The sequence below is a fragment of the Blautia sp. BCRC 81119 genome, assembly GCF_003184505.1.
In the GTDB taxonomy this organism is placed as follows: Bacteria; Bacillota; Clostridia; order Lachnospirales; family Lachnospiraceae; genus Blautia_A; species Blautia_A fusiformis.
In genome coordinates this window covers 15,629-38,385 of record NZ_QJHD01000011.1, presented here as the reverse complement: position 1 = coordinate 38,385, position 22,757 = coordinate 15,629, and the positions used below count along the sequence as shown (strand labels likewise).

Annotated in this window: 21 protein-coding genes and 1 pseudogene; 7 read left to right on the top strand and 15 right to left on the bottom strand. The window is 42.1% G+C overall.

The genetic code is table 11. The features are described from left to right. Positions 1-16: 16 nt before the first annotated feature. The 6 genes from DMI82_RS08340 to DMI82_RS08315 form a co-directional block, all read right to left on the bottom strand. Positions 17-1,534: a CoA-acylating methylmalonate-semialdehyde dehydrogenase gene (locus DMI82_RS08340; RefSeq protein WP_021651218.1), complete on the bottom strand. Its 1,518-nt coding sequence runs from the start codon at positions 1,532-1,534 to the stop codon at positions 17-19. A gap of 333 nt (positions 1,535-1,867) precedes the next feature. Further along, complete coding sequence (locus DMI82_RS08335; RefSeq protein WP_146207145.1) at positions 1,868-2,275, bottom strand: hypothetical protein; 408 nt, start codon at positions 2,273-2,275, stop codon at positions 1,868-1,870. Beyond that, positions 2,197-2,523 (bottom strand): branched-chain amino acid transporter permease, encoded by a 327-nt coding sequence (locus tag DMI82_RS08330; protein ID WP_059086958.1) that lies wholly within the window; start codon positions 2,521-2,523, stop codon positions 2,197-2,199. The genes DMI82_RS08335 and DMI82_RS08330 overlap by 79 nt, the downstream gene beginning before the upstream one ends. A 40-nt stretch (positions 2,524-2,563) precedes the next feature. Continuing rightward, on the bottom strand, positions 2,564-2,806 hold the full coding sequence (locus DMI82_RS08325) for a hypothetical protein (RefSeq protein ID WP_110103053.1): 243 nt from the start codon (positions 2,804-2,806) through the stop codon (positions 2,564-2,566). A gap of 21 nt (positions 2,807-2,827) precedes the next feature. Next, complete coding sequence (locus DMI82_RS08320) at positions 2,828-3,040, bottom strand: hypothetical protein (RefSeq protein ID WP_015526438.1); 213 nt, start codon at positions 3,038-3,040, stop codon at positions 2,828-2,830. Between the two features lie 2 nt (positions 3,041-3,042). Continuing rightward, on the bottom strand, positions 3,043-3,264 hold the full coding sequence (locus DMI82_RS08315; RefSeq protein ID WP_015526439.1) for a hypothetical protein: 222 nt from the start codon (positions 3,262-3,264) through the stop codon (positions 3,043-3,045). Between the two features lie 306 nt (positions 3,265-3,570). Between DMI82_RS08315 and DMI82_RS20280 the strand changes: the two genes are divergently transcribed. Next, positions 3,571-4,299: a hypothetical protein gene (locus DMI82_RS20280; RefSeq protein WP_227573961.1), complete on the top strand. Its 729-nt coding sequence runs from the start codon at positions 3,571-3,573 to the stop codon at positions 4,297-4,299. Positions 4,300-4,391: 92 nt separating this feature from the next. Further along, the gene (locus DMI82_RS08310; protein WP_242981824.1) at positions 4,392-6,365 is read left to right on the top strand and encodes a bifunctional diguanylate cyclase/phosphohydrolase; all 1,974 of its coding nucleotides are present in this window, start codon (positions 4,392-4,394) and stop codon (positions 6,363-6,365) included. Between the two features lie 84 nt (positions 6,366-6,449). On the opposite strand, the gene DMI82_RS08305 is transcribed toward DMI82_RS08310, so the two are convergent. Both DMI82_RS08305 and DMI82_RS08300 read right to left on the bottom strand, forming a co-directional pair. Beyond that, entirely contained in the window at positions 6,450-7,787 is a 1,338-nt protein-coding gene (locus DMI82_RS08305; RefSeq protein WP_158526439.1) for an MATE family efflux transporter, read from the bottom strand. A 31-nt stretch (positions 7,788-7,818) separates the two neighbouring features. Next, entirely contained in the window at positions 7,819-9,174 is a 1,356-nt protein-coding gene (locus tag DMI82_RS08300) for an MATE family efflux transporter (RefSeq protein ID WP_059086577.1), read from the bottom strand. Positions 9,175-9,426: 252 nt separating this feature from the next. Between DMI82_RS08300 and DMI82_RS08295 the strand changes: the two genes are divergently transcribed. Then, positions 9,427-11,187, top strand: coding sequence for a diguanylate cyclase domain-containing protein (locus tag DMI82_RS08295; RefSeq protein WP_110103051.1), 1,761 nt, complete (start codon positions 9,427-9,429; stop codon positions 11,185-11,187). A gap of 60 nt (positions 11,188-11,247) precedes the next feature. Here the strand turns inward: DMI82_RS08295 and DMI82_RS08290 are convergent, their stop codons facing one another. Together DMI82_RS08290 and DMI82_RS08285 are read right to left on the bottom strand one after the other, a co-directional pair. Then, positions 11,248-11,718, bottom strand: coding sequence for a GNAT family N-acetyltransferase (locus DMI82_RS08290; protein WP_021651228.1), 471 nt, complete (start codon positions 11,716-11,718; stop codon positions 11,248-11,250). Positions 11,719-11,875: 157 nt separating this feature from the next. Next, the gene (locus DMI82_RS08285) at positions 11,876-12,568 is read right to left on the bottom strand and encodes a Crp/Fnr family transcriptional regulator (protein WP_022427006.1); all 693 of its coding nucleotides are present in this window, start codon (positions 12,566-12,568) and stop codon (positions 11,876-11,878) included. A gap of 149 nt (positions 12,569-12,717) precedes the next feature. Here DMI82_RS08285 and hcp point away from each other — a divergent pair, with 149 nt between their 5' ends. Next, positions 12,718-14,292, top strand: a complete 1,575-nt coding sequence (gene hcp, locus DMI82_RS08280; protein WP_110103050.1) for a hydroxylamine reductase — start codon at positions 12,718-12,720, stop codon at positions 14,290-14,292. A gap of 82 nt (positions 14,293-14,374) precedes the next feature. Here the strand turns inward: hcp and DMI82_RS08275 are convergent, their stop codons facing one another. Next, positions 14,375-15,250, bottom strand: coding sequence for an AraC family transcriptional regulator (locus DMI82_RS08275; RefSeq protein WP_242981823.1), 876 nt, complete (start codon positions 15,248-15,250; stop codon positions 14,375-14,377). A 151-nt stretch (positions 15,251-15,401) separates the two neighbouring features. Here DMI82_RS08275 and DMI82_RS19640 point away from each other — a divergent pair, with 151 nt between their 5' ends. Further along, positions 15,402-15,554, top strand: a complete 153-nt coding sequence (locus tag DMI82_RS19640) for a hypothetical protein (RefSeq protein WP_021651232.1) — start codon at positions 15,402-15,404, stop codon at positions 15,552-15,554. A gap of 3 nt (positions 15,555-15,557) precedes the next feature. Further along, the gene (locus tag DMI82_RS08270; RefSeq protein ID WP_021651233.1) at positions 15,558-16,754 is read left to right on the top strand and encodes an MFS transporter; all 1,197 of its coding nucleotides are present in this window, start codon (positions 15,558-15,560) and stop codon (positions 16,752-16,754) included. 232 nt (positions 16,755-16,986) lie between these two features. Here the strand turns inward: DMI82_RS08270 and DMI82_RS08260 are convergent, their stop codons facing one another. Next, positions 16,987-18,342: an MATE family efflux transporter gene (locus tag DMI82_RS08260; protein ID WP_110103095.1), complete on the bottom strand. Its 1,356-nt coding sequence runs from the start codon at positions 18,340-18,342 to the stop codon at positions 16,987-16,989. 35 nt (positions 18,343-18,377) lie between these two features. Here DMI82_RS08260 and DMI82_RS20770 point away from each other — a divergent pair. Continuing rightward, positions 18,378-18,461 (top strand): annotated as a pseudogene (locus tag DMI82_RS20770) (AsnC family transcriptional regulator); the annotation flags it as partial. Positions 18,462-18,490: 29 nt separating this feature from the next. Here DMI82_RS20770 and recD2 read toward each other — a convergent pair. The 3 genes from recD2 to deoC all read right to left on the bottom strand — a co-directional run bounded on the left by recD2 (position 18,491) and on the right by deoC (position 22,753). After that, a complete protein-coding gene (recD2, locus tag DMI82_RS08250) occupies positions 18,491-21,121 on the bottom strand; it encodes an SF1B family DNA helicase RecD2 (protein WP_110103048.1) in 2,631 nt (876 codons plus the stop codon). A 15-nt stretch (positions 21,122-21,136) separates the two neighbouring features. Continuing rightward, the gene (locus DMI82_RS08245) at positions 21,137-21,826 is read right to left on the bottom strand and encodes an MBL fold metallo-hydrolase (RefSeq protein WP_021652513.1); all 690 of its coding nucleotides are present in this window, start codon (positions 21,824-21,826) and stop codon (positions 21,137-21,139) included. A 258-nt stretch (positions 21,827-22,084) separates the two neighbouring features. Further along, entirely contained in the window at positions 22,085-22,753 is a 669-nt protein-coding gene (gene deoC, locus DMI82_RS08240) for a deoxyribose-phosphate aldolase (protein WP_110103047.1), read from the bottom strand. Positions 22,754-22,757: the final 4 nt, after the last annotated feature.

The following is a 22,757-nucleotide window of genomic DNA, read 5'->3' as shown; positions in this document are numbered from 1 at the left end:
TATTTATGAAGCTTTCTTAAGCCTCAGTACTTCCTTCCCATGTGCCGACCTTTCTCTTTCCGGCAGCTTCATCGAACCAGTGTGTTGTAACTGTTTTTGCTCTTGTGAAGAAACGATAGCCATCTTTTCCGAGAACGTGCAGATCACCGAAGAAGGAATCCTTGTTTCCGGAGAATGGGAAGTATGCTGTCGGAACCGGGATACCTACATTGATTCCTACCATACCGCCATCTGTCTCCATAGCGAATTTACGGCTGTAATATCCGCTCTGTGTAAAGATACAGGAACCATTTGCAAATGGATTGGCATTCATGACTGCGATGCCTTCCTCATAATCCTTTACTCGTTTGATACAGGTTACCGGTCCGAAGATCTCACGGTTTCCAACTGTCATCTCCGGTGTTACATGATCAAGAATTGTCGGTCCTACGAAGAATCCGTTCTCATATCCCGGAACTACTACATTACGTCCGTCAAGTACAAGCTCCGCACCCTCATCGATACCCTTCTGGATCCAGTTGCAGATCTTCTCCTTATGACCTGCATTTACAACCGGGCCGAGATCGGTATCTTCATCATATGCACAGCCAAGCTTCATAGCCTCTGCTTTTTTCTTAAGAAGTGAAACAAATTCGTCTGCGATACTATCCTGTACGCATACAACCGGAAGAGCCATACATCTCATACCTGCGCATCCGTATGTAGAGTTGATGATCGCATTAACAGTAGCCTCAAGGTTGCAGTCCTCAAGTACAAGTGCATGGTTCTTTGCCTCACACTGTGCCTGAACTCGTTTGCCATGAGCTGCTGCCTTGGAATATACCTGTTTACCAACACCTGTTGTTCCTACGAATGTAACAGCCTTTACTCTCTCATCTGTAAGAAGGATATCAGCCTCTACACGGCTGCAGGTCACAAGGTTTACAACACCCTTCGGGAATCCGCCCTCTGTATAGAAGAGCTCCATGATCCTCATAGCTGTAAGTGGTGTCTGGGAGCTTGCTTTCAGTACTACTGTATTTCCACATGCAATGGAAAGCGGAACCATCCAGCCCCATGGGATCATTGCCGGGAAGTTCATCGGAACAATACCAGCAGTTACTCCAAGTGGTTTGCGATATGTAGCTGTATCATATCCTGTAGTTACCTGCATTGCAGCATCGCCCTGGATCATTGTCGGAAGTGCACATGCCTCTTCTGTAGGCTCAATTGCTTTCTGAACATCTCCTCTTGCCTCTTTGATGTTCTTTCCGAGCTCTTTTGCACAAAGTACGGAAAGTTCTTCCTTATGAGCATAAAGAACATCTCTCCATCTGAACATATACTGCTGTCTCTTTGCAAGAGAAAGTGAGGACCATTCCGGGAATGCAGCCTGTGCGGAAGCGATCGCCTCTTCTACCTCATCCGGTGTACAGCAGGGAACCTGCGCGATCACCTCACCTGTACTGGAATCTGTAACATCCATGTATTTCTCTGCCTTTGACTCTTTCCACTCACCGTTTACACAGTAACCCATTTTTTTGATCTCAGCCATTTTAAGATACTCCTTTCGTGCTTACCTTTTTATTCTTAACTTCATAAAAATTTTAGTCATTCTCGTTTTGTTCTGATCACAGATTATCATTTATTTTTAATTTTGTCAATATAGTATGGTTATATTTTGAGTATATTTACCGAAATTATGTGTTAATTTATTCACATTTCATGGTATTCCATGTTCCCTGTATAAACTCTTGAAACGCATGCATTTACAGCCATAAAAACGCATAGTGTCTTGTCGTTTTTTATTCCATTGTGAGAGCAAAAGTTACTCATTTTTGTTATTTTCATAACACACCATTCCACACACACTATTTATTGCCTCCAGCTACGCTGAGGCTTTTAGACCTGTGCAATCGGATTCACAGACAAGTAAGGGGTATCGTTGTTCTGTTACAATTACAGATTCCTCTGATCCCAGCATATTTTCTCTGTATTTTCCAGGAACAAGGAAATACATCTGTGCGTCCCTTGCGGACGCGCTCATTTTCACGACCGCTCGCTTCTTTTCACGGCTTATTGCACCTTTACATACAATCCTGCGCCTGCTTATCTGATCTACAGCATTTTCATAAATTACTGCAGCAATCAAAAAACAGGATACGGTTATCGTATCCTGCCTTAGCTTTTCATTTTCTGTTTTTCGCATATTTCTGACTAACCAAATATGGTCTGCACCAGCACCATATAAAACACCGTTCCCCCTCCTATGCTGAGCAATGTACTCTTCTTCCATTTATGTAATACCACAATGAACAGTATTGCGATCAGCTCTGGCAGTCCGTAATGCGTACTTTCCGGCACATCCTTCAGACAAAATACCACCAGCAATCCGATCACTGCACAGGGCAGTACTTTTCCCAGATAGGTGATCACGGCCGGCGGTTCCTTTCCTTCCGGGAATATGATAAACGGCAAAAATCGCGTTGTCATAGTCCCCAGGACCACTACCACAACCGTTATGATCTGCTGTGTTATTGTCATAGTCATTCCTTATCCCTCCTGTCCGGCTATATCCCAACTGTCATGCCTGATATTCTCCTGACTTCTGTATACGTTCTTTTTTTCTCTTCTCCTCATGCTTCTTCATTCCCAGAAAGCATAAAACGATCGATGCCATTGACGGAAGGATAAACTTCCCTCTTCCAAAGATCACCAGGCAGATCACAGAGCATACAATTCCGACCAGCGCCGGCTTATGATCTTGTGCATCTTCCCACTGATCAATGAACATAACCACAAACAACGCAGTCATGACAAAATCCAATGATGTACGTCCCTTTCTGTTTTACAATTTCCACAGCTGATGCTGCCCGTCCATGGTAACAAGATCTCCCTCATTGATATCTCTTTCATACAGGAGGCCGTCATCATGTCGCAGACTTGTTTCATTTCCATTTTCATCTTCCATCAGCACTACTGACATAAGTGCTTCACCCGGCTGCCGCTCTTCACAGCCGAAATCCATGTCTTCTTCTATCTTCAGAACCTTATACTGCATGATCAGATTTCCTCAAGCAGCACATCGTTAACGGCCTCATAAGCGTCCTCAAGCGCATCCAGTGCCTCTGTCAGCGTGTCCATCTTCCGGCTGTCCGCATTTTCTTCCTCATAGGCCTCTATCACTTCAGCCATTACATCCTTCAGCTCTTCCAGTGAATTTGCAATGTCCTGCAGCTTCTGATCTTTGTCCTCTTTTGATGTGATATTTACGATCTTACTCATGATCCTTCCTCCTGTCGCTTTACTCTCATTCTTTATTCTGATCCTTTATCCTGCATATATCATGCTTTACATGTCATACTCCACATTTACCCATTGTATCATATCCTGCACGCAGATGCATCGGATATGTTTTCTATCTGCTTTATATAATACCACCGAATTCATAAAAAATTTGGTAAAATCTTACCAAATTACCCGTCTTAGTCTGTTTATACTGATTTTTCCACTCCGGTCTGGTATAATCGATCTAAAGGAGTTTTTCAATTTACAAACCACTCCTTTCCCACTACAAGGAGGCATATTGCCATGAAAGAAAAAACCGAAACCTTTAACCAGGGAAAAAGATATTTCTTTTATATTCTGATGTTCGCCATCCTTGGCTGGTTCATTTTTATGCAGATTTTTGGTGCGGATGAACGTTCTTCCGACACCTCAGCAGCCTCTGTGATCTATTCCGGTACCGTTACCTGGCAGAAACCGGATGGAACCACCCAGGAAATCTCCGTTCCGGGCACCTACAAGGTTCCCGTCGGTGACACGATGGTCCTCAACATCCAGCTTCCCGATGATCTTACAGATACCTGCTTTGCCATCCGTTCTTCCCTGCAGGATGTGGATTTTTATGTAGGGGACGACCTCAGGACCAGCTACTCCACGCATAAAACAAGGCTTGTGGGCAAAAACTCCGCCAGCCGTTATGTTTTCTGCCCGGTTTATGCTTCCGATGCCGGCAAAGAGCTCCGTATTGAACTGACCACCTACACCTCCAATTACACCGGAGTTGTCAATCCTGTTTACTGTGGAAACAAGGCAGATACGGACTGGAAACCTACATTGCTTTTTTTATCCTGTTTGCCGGAATCGTCACGATCCTGTTCAGTTTCGCTCTGGGATTGGTCTATCATACACGATTTGACATGGAATATCTTGGATGGTGCATGGTTATGGGCGCCGTCTGGATGCTGGGTGAATCCAAGCTCCGTCAGTTCCTGGTCCCCAACGCTTCCGCTCTCGGATCTCTGTGCTTCGTTATGATCCTTTTGTGTCCGCTCCCGATCCTGTTTTTTGCGGACAGTCTCCAGAAAGGGCTGCATCACAGATTTTATGTCTGTCTTGGAAGCATCGCAATGATAAACTTTGCAGTCTGTACGATCCTCACTGCTGCAGGTATCGCAGATTATATCGAAACCATGCCTGTAAGTCACGGAATCCTGGCGATCACCGTTGCCACAATATTTGTACACCTTTTCCAATATATACGCACCGAAAAAAACAAGGCCGACCGGCTTTTGCTCATTGGTCTGCTGGCAGCGATCCTGTGTATTGCCGTTGAGGCAACCTCCGTATACTTTGTCACATTAATGTCCGGACTGTTTGTGGGCGCCGGCATGCTGATCCTGCTCTTTGTCAATATTGTAAGAGCCATCAAAAATGTCCAGGATATAGAACTGAAACGCCAGCAAAGCGAAATCCGCAAAAACCAGGAACAGAATGAAAAAATGTCTCTGCAGATGATTCAGACCCTTTCCACCACCATTGAGGCAAAGGATGCGTACACCCGCGGTCATTCCTACCGGGTTGCACAATATGCAGCCCTGATCGCAGAGGAGCTGGGCTGGACACCGGAGGAGATCCTGAATCTGAAGCGTGCTACTCACCTTCACGACATCGGTAAGATCGGTATCCCGGATCCGTTCCTGAACAAACCTGCACAGCTGACCGATGATGAATACAACCTTATAAAAAAACACACCGTTATCGGTGCCGAGATCCTGAAGGATATAACCTTGATCCCACATGCGGCAGAAATCGCAAGAAGTCACCATGAGCGTTATGACGGAAAAGGCTATCCGGACGGGCTGGCCGGAACAGAAATCCCCATCCATGCCCGGATCGTGGCTGTTGCCGACTGCTACGATGCCATGAACTCCCGCCGAATCTACCGTAATGCGCTTCCACCGGAGGTTGTTTACGAAGAATTCCGCAAAAACCGTGGTACACAGTTCGACCCGGAGATCACAGACATTTTTCTGAAACTGCTCAATGAAAAACGGCTGCCTCAGTGGGATCCTTCCCAGGAAGAACCGGACACCTATAACCTTCCGGATATGCAGCTTACCGTCAGCAAATTCATCTCGGACATAATGGCCACCATAAAAAGTCAGGAAGACGCAAAAAGCTATGATTTCCTTACCGGTCTTCCCATGCGTAACCTGGGCGAACGTCTTACCGCAGAATTTATGCAGACACATGATGGATGTCTGGTATTCCTTGATATGGACAACCTGAAAAAGATCAACGATATCTATGGCCACAAGGCCGGCGACCGTGCACTGAAATGTCTTGGAAAGCTGCTTCAGAAACGGACAGATCAGGGAGTTTCCTGCAGACTTGGCGGAGATGAATTCCTGATGTTCCTTCCGGACACAGATCCTGATTCCCTGTCTCTGCAGATGGACGATCTGTTCCAGAAATTTCATACCATCACTACCGATGATCCGGAGCTCCGGTTTGCCACACTGTCCGCAGGCTTGTGTCTGTGCAGCACCGATGATTCCTTTGAGGACTGCTATTCCAAAGCAGATAAAGCTCTGTATTACGTAAAACAAAACGGCAAAAACCAGTTCTTTTTCTACCAGCAGATCGACCGCAGCACTCTTGCGGCATCCGGTTCCGGAAAGGATCTGAAGCTTGTGGCAGAGTCCCTTCAGAAAAGCGGCATCTATGTAGGTGCTCTTGATCTGAATTACCGGGATTTCGCACGTCAGTATGAATACATGAGCCAGCTTGTCACACGCAGCCAGTGCAGATGTTATCTGGCGATGCTCACCATCGAGACACTTGTAGATACAGTTCCTGATATCGAATCCATTGAGCAGGCTCTGGAATATATGGAACAGGCCATCCGGCAGAATATCCGCCGTGTGGATATCTGTACACGCTACAGTTCCCTGCAGTATCTCATCATACTGTTTGAGCCTGACGAAACGCATATCCCGGACATCATAGAACGTATTTTTACCCAATATTACTGTCAGTGTGACAGCCATGATTTCCAGCCATCCTATGAATACCTGGAAATATCTCCACAGGAGTTATAAATACTCCCATGACATGATAAAGCCATAACAAAAAAGAGGTCGTACTTGACGGCCTCTTTTTTGTTAAAGTTTTGCAAAATATCATTAAGACGTGGCTCTGGAATTTTCCTGCATGAAACTTTTTCCGTATGTTCGATACAGATAAACCGCCATGAAAATAGTCACGGCTTCTGCCAGCGGCATCGTCATCCAGATGCCTGCAACCCCTATAAGCTTTGGCAGGATCAATATGAACACAGCCACCAGGATCAAAGAACGCATTGATGAGATCAATGCCGAAATAAAACCTTTTCCCAGGGCAGTAAAATATCCGGAAAGAAATACATTTAAACCAATAAACAGGAAAACCGGACTAAACAGCTTCAGGCCATCCCATGTCAATGTAAATACATTTCCGTTCCCGACGAATAAATGGATGATCTGTTTTCCAAATACAAGAGATACTGTAAGGATCAATACTGAACTGATGGCAATCGTAATAAAACTATATCGTGTTATTTCTCTGATCTTATCATGATTTTCAGAGCCATAATTATAGCTTATGATCGGAGCTGCTGCAACGGCAATTCCCATATAAAAAGCGATGAAGAAATAGTAAATATACATAATGATCGTCACAGCCGCAACTCCATCTTCACCAAAATATTGCATGATAATAAGATTAAATAAAAATGTAGTGATCCCGGTAGACATCTCCGTCAGCATTTCACTGCTTCCATTGGTGCAGGATTTCAGAAGAACACTCATGTCGGTCTTCGGTCTGCAAAACCTTATATGGCTGTATTTCAGAAAATAGATAAAGCCAATCAACATGCTTACTGTAATGGAGAGAAATGTTCCCCATGCAGCTCCAAGCGTTCCCAGTCTGAATACAGCCACAAAAATATAGTCGAAAACAATATTAAAAGCCAGACCTGTCAGAGACATGATCATTCCGATGTACGATCTCCCATCCGTCCTCACAAGATATTCAAAAAATAGCTTGAATGACATCGAAACTGATCCTAAAAATATGACAAATGCGTATGGCACCACATGCTCCATCAGGCGCTCACTGCTTCCTAAAAAAATACAGATCGGTTTCAGAAAAAGGATTCCCACAGCTGTAAAAGCAACTGAAAGTACGAACAGCACGATCGTGATAAAAGTAAATATCTCATTTGCTTCCTGTTCTCTTTTTTGTCCCATCCTCTCTCCTATGATGGCACCTGATCCCGTTGCAAGCATGACAGATGTTCCGAAAATAACACAGGTGATCGGAATAACAATATTAATTCCTGCAAGCGCGTCAGAGCCTGCATACCGTGATACAAAAAATCCATCTATCGTTGTATAAAATGATAAAAAGATCATGGTCAGCACTGATGGAACCAGATATTTTAAAAATTGAGGATAAGACATTTTTGCCTCAAAGTATTTCATTTCTATAAAAGCCTCCTGCTTAGTTACATAATCAGTCAAAATCTCTGGTAATGTTCGTAAGCCATTTATTTCTGAAATAGTGGATGAACACCACAGGCATTTTTTCGAACTCATCCAGGGTCATTATAAAATATACCCAGACAGGCGGCAGTTTTAAAACATATGCTGCAAGGAAGGTGAGAGGAACTGCAACAAGCCACATAAATATGGAATCTACGATCATTCCGAACCTGGAATCGCCACCTCCTCTGAAGCATCCGCATATAAGACAGGTATTGATACCCTCTCCTACAAGACGCCAGGTTGTCATGATTATAAAAATACCAAGATAATAAATGGCTGTCTCTGTCAGTTTATCCCGGTAGAAGTCCAGTATCATAGGGCGGACTGCCAGAATAATGGCACATCCGATGAGACTTACGATAATTGTTATTCTCAGCATACGTTTCCCATATTCTCTGGCTGTATCCTTGTGATCTTTACCAAGCTCCTGGCTGATAATGATGGTAGTAGCGTTGGCAAAACCGCGACAGGCGATGGCACCAATGTTTACCACCATAACAGCAACGGCATTTGCAGCAACCATATCATCGCCAATGTGGCCAAGGATCGCTGCGAACGCTGAACTGGCAAAGCTCCAGACAACATCATTTATCACAGCCGGAGAAGCAATTTTCATAAAGTCCCTGAACAGAATACCGGATTTCGCACAGAAATATTTTATCCGAAATCTGACATCGGAGCTGTTTAATGAATAGATGAGACAGATCAATACCTCTGCGATCCTGGCAATAACAGTACCAAGGGCAACACCGGTAACACCAAGCTTTGGAAGTCCAAACAGGCCAAAGATAAAGGTGGCATTACAAAATACATTGACGCAAAGCGATACAATGTATGTAACAGAAGGCAGCATTATTTTTCCGACACTTCGAAGGGCACTCATGAAAACCTGAGAGAATCCCATAAACATAAAGGAAAATGAGATCACCTTCAAATACTCGCTGCCGGCAGCAATCGTATCCGGACTGTTTGTAAAAATCTTCATGATCGTAGTCGGCATGGAAAAGGAGATAACGAAAAATACAAGAGAAACGATCAGTGAGATCCGCTCCGCCAGGCCGAGAATCTTTTCTACTGTCTTTTTATCACCCTTTCCCCAGTACTGGGCACATAAAACCGAAGTACCTGTAGCCATGCCATAATACAAACAGAAAAGAATAAATGTATACTGGTTGGCAAGAGATGAAGCCGACATGGCAGTCTGGCTTACATATCCCAGCATTACAGTATCCGCAACATTTACTAATGTTCCGATCAGATTTTGGATCATGATCGGAAATGCTAATTTTGATGCATATTTTAAAAAATCTTTTTTATTCAGCATCGGTCAGATCCTCCGTGAATTCCGATAAGATATTTACTTATAAAGAACAGTATATCATATACCCTACAAAACCGCGAGGTTTTTCAGTATTCTTTCCAATATAATCCTCAATTGTATACTATATTTCACTCTCTGGTCATATTTCCATTGTACATAAAAAAACAATATCACTTTAACACAAAAAATCATTCTATTTTTTTACTTCTATGATATAATATTTTATTGTGAAACTAATAAAACGAGGTGAACCAGGTGAAGAAAAAAACAATTGTACCTCTTATCGTTTTTTTACTGGGCATATGCCTTGTTGGTTTAATTGTATACAAAATAGACTCACATGAAACTGAACAACGACACATAACAGCACAATTAAATGCAACAACCTACGGCGAACGTATAAAAAATGAAATTACAAATGGAATTGCGATCACAGATACGCTAAAGCAGGTCCTGATCAGTGAAAACGGAAAGATCAGTCAGTTTGACACAATTGCGGAAAATATTATGTCTGACGTTATTGAAAGCATACAGCTTGCTCCGGATGGTAATGTAACAGATATTTATCCTTCTGAGGGAACGGAAGCGAGTAAGATCGATCTGCTCCAGGATAAAGATTGTAGCAAAATTTCCTGTTACGCAAGAGACAATCACGTGATCATTACACAAGGTCCTTTCGATTTAAAACGGGGCGGCTGTGGAATTGCTGTCCGCAATCCAGTCTACCTGAAAGATGAAAACAACCAGGAATATTTCTGGGGATTTACCATTGTTATCCTGCGTGTTCCTGACATTTTTTCAGATGCGATCAGTGCACTTTCGGATTTCGGATATGAATACAGACTCTCAAAAACCGACGCTCCCTGGAGCGATACTTATAAAGTTGTTTATCAGTCAGACGACCAATTAACTCCTACTGTTTCTTATGGTTTTACGATAGGGGAAGAAAACTGGACATTAGAAGTAGCTCCTGAAAGCGGATGGAGAAACCTTAGATTACTGGTAATCGTCGGCGGAATGTTTACTACTGTCGTTTTACTTTTCTCAGGTCTTACCCGGGTATTGTTAATATCGAAAGAAAATAAAAACAAATTTCAAATACTGGCACACACAGATTCTCTCACCGATATTTACAACCGCTATGGATTTGATGAATTAGCCGAAAGGATGATCACTAAAAATCCAAAAACGCATTTTGTGGCCGCACTCCTTGATATTGATGACTTTAAGTTTATTAATGATATTTACGGACATGTCTATGGAGACAGGGCACTAAAGAGTCTTACAGATAGCATGAAGGCTTTTTTCCCAAAAAACACATTACTGGGAAGAAACGGTGGCGATGAGTTCTGCATTCTTCTGCCGGATCATACCTATAAAGAAGCGGGAGAACTGCTGCTGCAATTTACCAAGCTTCCAAAGACATTTTCATGCAAGGGAAAAGAATATCCGTTTTTTATTTCTCTCGGATATGCAGAATATCCAACCTTTGCATCCAGCCGTTCACAGCTTATGCGCTGTGCAGATGCAGCACTTTATGAAATAAAGCTTCACGGAAAAAACGGATGTATGGCTTACAGGGAGGGGCTCCGGTCAGGAGTCCGTAAACAGCTCGGATTTGCATTCAAGGATATCTCTGAACACCTTCCGGGTGCATTTATCATATACAGAGCGGACAAAGATGATGATGAACTCCTGTATGCAAACCATGAGTTCCTTCAAATGACCGGATATAAAACTATAGATAAACTCTTCAGCCTTACAAATAAAAGCTTCCACAACCTGATCCGTGAGGATGAACAGCAGCAGATAGAAGCAAGCATCTGGAAACAGATCGATGCCGGCAATAAAAATGATTACATCCACTTTCATCTTCGAAAAGCGGACGGCACTTACCTTTCTGTTCTTGATCACGGAAGGATTGTAGACAGCCAGCAATACGGAAGAGTATTTTATGTATTGTTTATGGACTGGGAAGCTATGCATGTTCATTACAGTGATAAATTTTCCGGCTAAGGTACAGACATCTCAGTCTGTATCTTAGCCGGCTGTTTTTTTCCTGAACAATTCAACATCTTATAATATGTATTCCATCTGTCTTTCTTTTGTCCGCATTCCCATTTTTTCATAAAATTTTTCTGCTGAAGTATTTCCTGCCCACACATTCAATGTCACTTCATAGCATCCCAGCTGCTTTGCTTCTTTTTTTACATATTCAAACAGGCTTTCCCCAATATGCTGACCTCGTGTCTCCTGATCGACACACAGGTCATCTATAAAAAGAGATTTAAACGGTACCATATTGTTTGAAAAAGGCTGCTCCTTTAATTGACAAAATGCATACCCCACACAAACATCAGCCTCATCCGCTGCAACATATACTGGCTTTTCTTCATTTTTCAAAAGCTCTGTCAATTCGTCTGTCGTATATTTTGTTGTGCCCGGAATAAAAATATCAGGCCTTATATCTGCATGGATCTGCAGCACCTGTCCTAACAATTCCAGGATCCTCGGAATATCTTTTTCTTCTGCTTTTCTGATGAGCATTTTTTTCCTCCTGTTTTTCAATAACTGATTTCATAGATTCTTTATACATACACCATAATACCATCGTGTGAACGCTTATAACAATAGAATCACTTTAAGCAGTCTCACTTTCCTTTTGTATTATAATGAAAAAGTTTATCGTTTTCCGTAATGTATATCACATTTTTATTCCTGAATCCGTATCATTACAGACAGTCAGCTCAAAATGGTTTCTGTTTGTTTTTATAAGTCCTTCTTTTTGCAGCTTTGATATCTCCGAAGACATTGCTGCACGGTCAATGCAAAGATAATCTGCCAGCTGCTGCCGGTCAAAAGGAATATCAAAGGATAACGATGCCTGTCTGATAGATACCGACGACAGATAGGACAACAGCTTATCCCTTGTCGTTCGCTTGCCCACATGTGTGATCTTATCGTTGAGGATCAGGATCTTATTTGCCAGGACACCGACCAGGTTACGGATCAGCTTCTGATGATGCTCACATACTATTGGGCAGGAAACCAGAAGCCTTTGAACATTTAATAAAATAATCTCACAATCTTCGTCTGCTACCACACTGACATTCAGAACAGCTCCCGGACTTGCTGCATATGGTTCACCAAAAAAATCTCCCGCATGACATTTTGACAGAATATTCCGATGTCCCCACAGGTCTTCCTGAATAACAAGAACACAGCCTGCCACCACAAGTCCCATTACTTCGGTAGAGTCTCCGGCTCTGAAAATATAAGAATCCCGTTTTCTTGAGATCGTTGCTGCATTTACACAATGCAGTATGGATAATATCTCATTGTCAGTAAGACCTTTAAAGAAAGGACTGGTTCTTAAAATGGGTAAATATTTTTTCAAAATTAATCCTCCTGTTGGAAATCAAACATACACGTTGTAATTATTATACTATACTCCTAACAGAAACCAAGGATAAATACTACTGGTCGAGGATAAAATAATAAGAAAGATCCTTCGAAAAAATCACAGAATAAAAGGAGAATACAATAATGGATAAAAAAATGTTTTGTTTTCAGTGTGAACAGACTGTCGGGTGTACCGGCTGCACCGGAAATGCCGGTGTCTGTGGAAAAAAAGCAGATACAGCGAAATTACAGGACGAACTGACAGGTGCATTAATCAGTCTGGCTAAAGCTGCCGACAGCACGGAAACTATTTCAAAAAGAACCGGACAGATCATAATCGAAGGACTGTTTACTACAGTTACAAATGTAAGTTTTGACAATGCAGCAATCGAAAATATGATACAAAAAGTCAGAGCTGAAAAAGAAAGACTGGCTCCTGACTGCAGAACAGAGGAATATGATCTTCAGCAGCTGTGGAATGCCAATGAAGATATCCGCTCCTTGAAATCTCTTATTCTCTTTGGTATCCGCGGAATGGCTGCCTATGCCTATCATGCAAATGTTCTGAATTATGAAGATGCCGAAGTGAATCAGTTCTTCTGCGAGGCATTATCTAAGATCGGTTATGAAGAAAGCACAGAAGCACTGCTTTCCACAGTACTCAAAACAGGAGAGATCAATCTGAAGTGCATGGCACTTCTTGATAAGGCAAATACAGAAACCTATGGAACACCAGAGCCAACTGATGTTACACTTACGGTAGAAAAAGGGCCTTTTATTGTCGTGACCGGACATGATCTGAAAGATCTGCAGCTTTTGCTTGAACAGACTGAGGGAAAAGGAATCAATATCTATACACATGGTGAAATGCTCCCTGCCCATGCCTATCCATTCTTAAAGAAATACGCTCACCTGAAAGGCAATTTCGGAACTGCATGGCAGAATCAGCAGAAAGAATTTGACCATCTTCCGGCCCCGATTCTCTACACTACCAACTGTCTGATGCCTCCAAAAAGCAGCTACGCTGACAGAGTATTTACAACAGAAGTGGTTGCCTTCCCGGGAGCTGTCCATATTGACGAGAAGAAAGATTTCACACCGCTTATTGAAAAAGCACTGGAGCTGGGCGGTTACAAAGAAGATCGTATGTTCTCCGGTATCAACGGCGGAAAAAAAGTGACAACCGGTTTTGGTCATGCAGCCATCCTGTCCCATGCAGGTACTGTAGTAGAGGCTGTAAAATCAGGTGCGATCCGCCATTTCTTCCTGGTTGCCGGCTGTGATGGTGCCAAGCCAGGTCGAAACTATTATACGGAATTTGTAAAGCAGACACCTTCTGACAGTATCGTTCTCACCCTGGCATGTGGAAAATTCCGTTTCAATGATCTCGATCTGGGAGAGATCGGTGGTCTTCCACGACTGATGGATATGGGTCAGTGTAATGATGCTTATGGTGCGATCCAGGTTGCTGTGGCACTTGCAGATGCATTTGGATGTTCTGTAAATGAGCTTCCGCTTTCCTTCGTACTCTCCTGGTATGAACAGAAAGCAGTCTGTATCCTGTTAACCCTCCTGCATCTGGGTATCAAAAATATCCGTCTTGGTCCTTCTCTTCCGGCGTTCCTTTCTCCTAATATTCTGAACTTTCTGGTTGAAAATTATGGTATTGCACCTATTACCACACCGGAAGAAGATATCAAAGCACTGATGAACCAGTAAAAGTAAATTTTTCAAAGCCTTTACAAAATCAACAAAGCCGATACAGGATTCCAAAAGTCCTGCATCGGCTTTATTTACAGGTCTAAAGACTCGGATCAGCCGACAACACTTTTAAACATGTGCAGCGATATTCTGATGGAGTTAAATGATAACGTTTTTTAAACAATCTGCAAAAATAATCAACGTTATGAAATCCGCTTTCATAAGCGATCGTTTTTACTTTTTTATTCGTATTTTTCAATAACCAGGAAGCTGCCTGAAGTCGATATCCTATCAGATAATTAACCGGTGTAGTATGTAAAAAACGGTGGAACAAATTAAGTGCAGTACTTTTGCTGATTCCTATATGCGAAGCAATTTCATCCAGAGACAAATTGCGATTATAGTTTTCATGTATATATTGCATGATCAACTGCACTCTTTTCTGTGCAACTTCATCCACTGTCTGTACATCTCCTTTATTAGATAACTTTACATTTTCATAAAAAGTCAGCCATAAATCCTGCAGCAATGCCAAAGTAGCAAGTTCTCTTATTTTCTCATTCCTCTGTATTTCCATTATTTTTATCATAGTTTGTATGATCTTTGTTTGCCATAGTTCATCAGGCTGAAAACGCTGGAAATATATATTCGATGAAATGATTGGCAAAATATATTTCTTATAGATCAGGCTGTTCTCCGGCGCAATAAATTCCGGCATACATACAAAGTTAGGAATGATACCACCTGATGATGCGTAAAAGCGGTGCAATATTTTAGAATTAATAAAAATTGCTTCTCCTTCTGACAATATAATCTGTTTTTCTCCTATTCCGCATGTAACTTGTCCGGACTCGACATATAAAAACTCAAATTCTCTGTGCCAGTGCCACTCAATACAATGAAAATCAAACAATTCCAGATTATCATAATAATACTGGAATGGATAATCACTGCTTCCATGCTGTTTAATTTCCATGAACTCCTCATCTGTAAGTATTTTATTATAATCCATCCCATATCACGTTCTTTCTTTTTTACGATATTATACAGTATTTCTACAATTTAATTCAATGTATATATCTGATATTTGCTATATAATCAAGTAAAAAAAGAAAAGAGGTATTCTTATGATTTTTAAATGGATGAATGAAAGTGAGATCAACATTGAGGGCGACAAAATTGAAATAACCGCACCACCCAGAACAGACTTTTTTGTGAAAGTATTGATGAATGTGAAGATTGAACATAAAACTGTTAAAAACATTCGGAGAGGAAAATAAAAAATGAATGCTGTAAAAAAAACTAACTACCATAAGACAAAAATAGCCTGTTATATGGGATTTATCACACAGGCTATTGCGGCAAACTTCGCACCGCTTCTTTTTTTGAAATTTCACAGTGACTACCATATTTCTCTCGGTAACATTGCTCTGATATCCACTTTCTTCTTTTTCACACAGCTTCTGGTTGATCTGTTCTGTGCCAAATTCGTAGATCATATCGGATATCGTGTGTGCATTGTTGCATCAGAAATATTTGCTGCATTGGGTCTGCTTGGACTGGCATTTTTACCTGATTTTTTACCTGATCCTTTTATTGGAATTATATGTAGTGTTATTGTTTATGCCATCGGAAGCGGTTTAATAGAAGTACTTTGCAGTCCTATTATCGAGGCCTGTCCGTTTGAAAACAAAGAAGCAACTATGAGTCTGCTCCATTCGTTTTACTGTTGGGGAGCTGTTGGGACAATTTTGATTTCCAGCTTATTTTTCCTGATATTTGGAATAGACAGTTGGAAGTGGCTCGCCGTAATATGGGCAATCATTCCTGCAATTAATACTTATAACTTCATGACTTGTCCCATTGAATCTCTGGTTGACAATGGTTCTGGAATGGAAATTAAGGATCTGTTTTCCAAGCCATTTTTCTGGGTTGCAATATGTCTGATGATCTGTTCCGGAGCTTCTGAACTTGCAATGGCTCAATGGGCATCTGCTTATGCAGAATCAGCTCTGGGATTATCAAAAGCTCTGGGAGATCTAACAGGTCCATGTATGTTTGCAGTAACAATGGGAATCAGCCGTATAATTTTTGGTAAATATGGAGAGCAGTTAGATTTAATGAAGTTTATGAGTGGTTCAGGCATATTATGCGTTGTCTGTTATCTGCTTACTGCTTTGTCATCCAACCCGATCATCGGACTGATCGGTTGTATTGCATGTGGATTTTCAGTTGGAATCATGTGGCCTGGAACCATCAGTATTTCCTCAAAAACTTTTCCAACAGGTGGAACGGCTATGTTCTCTCTTCTTGCCATGGCAGGAGATTTAGGTGGCAGCATTGGACCTGGAATTGTTGGTCGTATCACTCAGAATGCTGGAAATAATATTAAGATCGGCATGGGATTCGGACTTATTTTTCCAGTAATTCTATTGTTTATGTTATTCCTGCTGTATCGGAAGAAGATATCAAAGCACTGACTTATTGATTGTAATTATATTTTTTCACTCTGCCAACCCGGAAGCTGTATCATCACTTGTTGCCAGATACTATAGACCTGATACAGCATTGAGCGGAACCTGAAGATTTCTGGTAAAATTGTCATGATTTCCGCATGCCAGCATCTTCATCTGTACCCGCATTGCAGAACTCAGATTTAATATCATCATGATCGCAGTACGTGCCACACGTTCTGTGCTGTATGCCAGGATATTACAAACTGTAATCCCCTTCTTCCGTGCTGCTATCAGTCGGCCATGATCTCCGAAGAGCCACATAGGATATTAAAAAGTTCGCAAACCAACCAGCTGGTACAGCAAGCCAGACAAATACAATGCCAAAACGCGGTGCACAGATCAATGCAACAGACAGGCGGATCGCCAGGTTTACCATATTTGCAATGAGGAATGGGCGCATGATCCCAAGACCACGAAGAACCCCATCGGTTGCCATTTTGATTCCCATAAAGATGAAGAAGTAACCAAGCCATCTCATATAGCCCTCGGATACCTGATAGGCCAGGGCAGTTCCATCTTTACCAAGGAATAGCGTGGAAATCTGCGTGTGCAGTGTTTCAATGACTATAAAAGCAAGAACTGCAAAACATACATCTAACACCAGTGCAGCGTGATATCCTTTTTTGATCCGTTCAATTTTCTTTGCACCAAGATTCTGGGAAACATATGGGGAAACCGCATTGCCAATAGAAACAAAAATCAATGAAAAAACATTCTCTACCCGCATCGTCGCCGCATACCCCGCAAGTGCCTGTGTACCGAAGGGATTTACAACTGCCTGTACGATCATCATACCGATGGACACTGTAGACTGCTGAAGAACCGAAGGTACAGCAATTTGAAGCATGGAATGTAACTCCTGCCTGTCAAACCAGTCAAAGCGACTTTTATATCGACGCATCCGGCTAAGGAAAAGCAAAAGTGAAAACACCGCAGAAATTCCCTGTGCTATAAGAGTCGCAAGGGCTGCGCCAAACACACCGAGACCAAGTCCGGCCACCATCCAGAGATCCATAAAAATATTTAAGATTGACGAAAATATCAGGAGCCCCAGCGGGATTTTTGATTCGCCTATGGAAGTAAACATATTGGAAAGAATGTTATACATAAACAGAAAAGGAAATCCCACGAAATAGACCCGCAGATATAACACTGCATCATCCAGTATATCGCCAGGGGTTTGTAACACACTCATCATCCAGTGGGAAAAGCAAAATCCAAAAACCCCAAGGACTATACTTAGAATTAAAAAGCTAAACAAGGATGTTGACACGATGGTCTTCATTTTTCCATACTTCCTGGCACCGAAATAACGGCTCACCAGCACACCGGCACCGACACCTGCTCCCAGTGCCACACAAATAAAAACATTGGTCAGCGCTGCACAGGCCCCGACAGCTGCAAGTGCGGAGGAACCAACAAATTGGCCGACGATGATAGAGTCAGCCATATTGTATATTTGCTGAAAAAAGCTGCCCAAAATCATTGGCATTGCAAAAACCGTCAGCGCTTTAAGAGGCGCATCTGTGATCAAATACTCATCTTTTGACATTATCATATTCCTCCACAGGTTTCATAATTTCACTTATTGCTACACTGCCCGGCGTTATCAGCTGCAGCTGCAATACGATCTTATCACGTATTAAAGATATTAAAGGATTACGGCTATAGAAATCAGACCCCAAAACCGAGACGTTCTCTCAATGAATTTCCCGACCGATCCATTCCATGATCACATTTACAATATATTCCTGCTCCGCTTCTGTCAATTCCCGTCCTTTCGGAATACGATGCCATTTTTCCAGACATCCCCTGCAACAGGTAGCTGTGGCATGCTGGGCTACAAAAACCGGATGCCCTCTCATCGGTGTCTGTTTTCCATCATTTGGTATTTCTGCCGGTGCAAGACGCTTTCTGATAAAATCACAGGCATGCTCACGTACTTTCTCCATTCCCTTTTCTGATACATAACTCCGATCGTTTGCCTTCAGGGAAAAACTGCTTCTGAACTTTGACTGCGACAGGCGTTTCCAGAGATTTCCCTCATAAACCGCCGGTGTCTCACATGCCATAGAAGGCTGGATGCTGCCCTTATAGACGATCATCTTCTTACTGTCGCTTCCGTTCTCATTTGCGGTCTCGTCTACTGCTTCTTTCAAAAGCTGTGCCTTCACTTCCTGTGCTTCTTTGCTGTCCGGCTGCAGACGTCTTGCCAGACATGTATTTCTGCCAGTTGTCGTTTCATTTTTTATCGCATAATACACAGCTTTCTTCTCTCCGACAAGTACCAGGATCTTTTTCGCCCTGGTCACACCTGTATAAAGGAGATTTCTCTGCAACATGACAAAATGACTCATGGTAAATGGCATGACAACGATTGGATATTCGCTTCCCTGGGATTTGTGGATCGTCACTGCATAGGCAAGCGCCAGTTCGTCCAGCTCTGTCACATCATAGACTACTTCCCGTTCATCAAACAGAACTGTCAGTTCCCGTTCTTCCACGTCAACTTTTGTGATAGTTCCAATATCTCCGTTAAATACTTCCTTATCGTAATCATTCCGGATCTGCATCACCTTATCCTTCAACCGGTACTGTGTGCCTCCTCTCCGCAGAAAGATCTTTGACGGATTCATGGCTTCCTGCAGCACCTGGTTCAGATTTACTGCCCCACATTCGCCTCTCTGCATCGGAGTCAGCACCTGAATATCCTGCAGTGGATCTACATGATAGTATCTCGGCAGGTTCGTCTTACAATATTGGACGATAGTATCCAACACTTCCTGATTACTCTCTTTGGTGGCAAAGAAAAAGTCGGCATCTTTCCCACCTCTCATATCAATGCCTTCCCCTCTATTGATCCGGTGTGCATTCATGATGATCCGACTTCCCTGTGCCTGACGGAAAATCCGTGTCAGACGAACTACAGGAACACATCCGGAATCAATAATATCTCTAAGAACATTGCCCGCTCCGACACTTGGCAGCTGATCAATGTCGCCTACCAGAATCAGAGACATCTGCTGCGGCAATGCTTTTAAAAGATTATACATCAGCATAATATCGATCATGGAACATTCATCCAGTATCAGCACATCTCCTTCCAGCGGATGTTCTTCATTTTTCTGATAGCCTTCCGGAGGTTTATATTCCAATAACCGGTGAATCGTTTTTGCTTCCATTCCAGTTGCTTCTGACATTCTCTTTGCTGCTCTTCCAGTCGGTGCAGCAAGAATGATCTGACATCCAGCCTGCTTATATGCAGAAATAATTCCCAGAGTTGTTGTAGTCTTTCCGGTTCCAGGTCCACCGGTCAGCACCATGACCTTAGAGGAAACCGCTGTCTTTACCGCCTGCCACTGAATCTCGTCATAAGTAATTTCTGATGAAGCTGCTACTTTCTTCAATATTTCTTCCGTATCCTCAGATTTCTTCTTTCCACAGGACATCAACCGAAGCAGCCGCTTTGCACAGCCACTTTCTGAAAAATAATATGGGGGCAGATAGATTGCTTCCCGATCTTCTGCTTCATCTCTGATCACATCATTCGTGCGGATCATCTCATCCAAGGTGATCTCCAGCTCCGGTTCTTCCACTTCCAGAAGTTCCTTTGCCCTTCCAGTCAGCTGTTCTCTTGTTGTATAACAATGACCTGCTTCTGCCAGCTTATTCAATGTATAAAAAATACCACTGCGCAGACGGACAAATTTGCCTTTGTCAATCCCCATCTTCTGTGCAATGGAATCCGCTGTCTTAAATCCAATTCCCCAGATGTCATCTGCAAGCCGGTATGGGTTCTCCTTTACGATTGCAATGCTCTCACTTCCATACGTCTTGAAAATCTTTGTCGCATGAGAGGTGCTGACCTCATGACTCTGCAGAAAAAGCATGATATTCTTGATCTCTTTCTGCTCCTGCCAGCTTGTTTTGATCCGGTCTACACGTACTTTTCCTATACCTGATACTTTGAGCAGTTCATCTGGTGTCTCTTCAATAACATCCAGTGTATCCTTCCCGAATTTTTCCACAATTCTTTTTGCAAACTTTGGACCAACGCCCTTCACCAGACCGGAACCAAGATATTTTTCGATTCCATATACTGTGGCAGGAAGTGTCTCTTCAAATTTCTCCACCAAAAACTGCCGCCCATATTTGGCATCCATCTTCCACATACCTTCCAGAGACAGCACAGAACCAACATGGGTATCCGGCATCGTGCCAACTACTGTGACAAGATCACTGTAATTCTTCACCGCACATTTCAGAACCGTGTAGCCATTGTCGGCATTCTGATATGTAATTCTTTCAACTACACAACGTAAGTGCTCCATGCCCGTCTCCTTCTCTCATGAAATTTCTTCTCCTTTTGTACATTCTGTGTTTCTAATGCGTGACTTATATTGCGGATATTCAGTAATAAACCGCTTAATTACATTGGCATCATTCCAGTAATGCATTGGAAAAATGACATTGCAATCTACATTTTTAAGGAAATACAGGATCCCGTCAGCATAGTGATCTCCCTGTCTCGGATCCAAGGGAACAAATGCAGCGTCAAAATGCATACCCTTGATTTTCCTGATCGCCGCGCGATATGCTGAAGTAAGTCTCTGGTTATCAGCTTTCGACCCACCATCCCAATACCAGTCGTTTAAATCACCGGCATGATAAATGGTACCTTCCTTTGTTTTGACAATAAATGCGACACCACTATCGTTAGATAGCAATGTATCAACTTTGGTTTCATTATCCAAACTATAAGCTTGATCATGATAAACATATGTGATCTTCATATCCGACAAATGATTCCTTTTTCGTATATCATTCGCCAGGATTGCCTGATAAGTCATTCCCATATCATCAAGGATCCCAAAAATTTGTGGGTTAAAATGATCCTTATGGAAGTGACTGCAAAAAACGATCACTTCTTTCTCCTTGTCAAGATTCGGTAATTCACCCTTGTAATAATCAAAAATATAGTAGCAGTCTCTGGTCTCAACCAAAAATCCACTGTGGTTAATGTAAGTAATTTTCATAATATCACCTATATAAATTAACGCCGGTACCGGATAGCAAATCTTTCTTTGCCATGTTTATTTTTCCTTTTTCGAGCGTTTGTAAATTTCACGACAACAGCATTTCTAATGCAGATTTTATCGTATTTTTTAGATTCCGTCCATCCTTTATCCACAGCTGGTAGAAAAATGTGAAATGATACTTTTACAAATTCTATTACTTGTTGTTAGTTCATAATTTATGTATAATCCTGTCTTTGACAGTCCTCTTTCACAGTGTTAATATCCTGCACCAGTGTCCGTATTTTTCAGGATCTTAATAAGACGGCTTGTTCCAAGACGCTCTGCGCCAAGACTGATAAATTTTTCTGCATCATCGAAAGATGAAATTCCACCTGCTGCCTTAACTTTTACATTTTTTCCAATATATTTCTTCATCAGCTCTACATCTGCAAAAGTTGCTCCCGCCGTAGAAAATCCGGTAGAAGTTTTGATAAATTCTGCTCCTGCATTTGTAACGATCTCACACATTTTAATTTTCTCTTCTTCGGTAAGAAGGCATGTTTCAATGATGACTTTGAGGATTCTTCCATCACAAGCTTCATGGATCGCACGAATCTCATTCTCTACTTCCTCATATCTTCCATCCTTTAAAAATCCGATGTTAATAACCATATCGATTTCTGAAGCACCATTTGCAATGGCGTCTTTTGTTTCAAATACCTTTACAGCAGTTGTATTATATCCGTTCGGAAAACCGATCACTGTACAAATCGGAAGTTTTCCCGCTACATATTCCGCTGCCTGTTTTACATAAGCAGCTGGAATACATGCAGATGCAGCCTCATATTTCATGGCATCATCCAGGATTCCTCGAATATCATTCCATGTTGCAGTCTGTCCAAGTAATGTGTGATCCACCTTTTTTAATATATCTTTTTTATCCATTTTA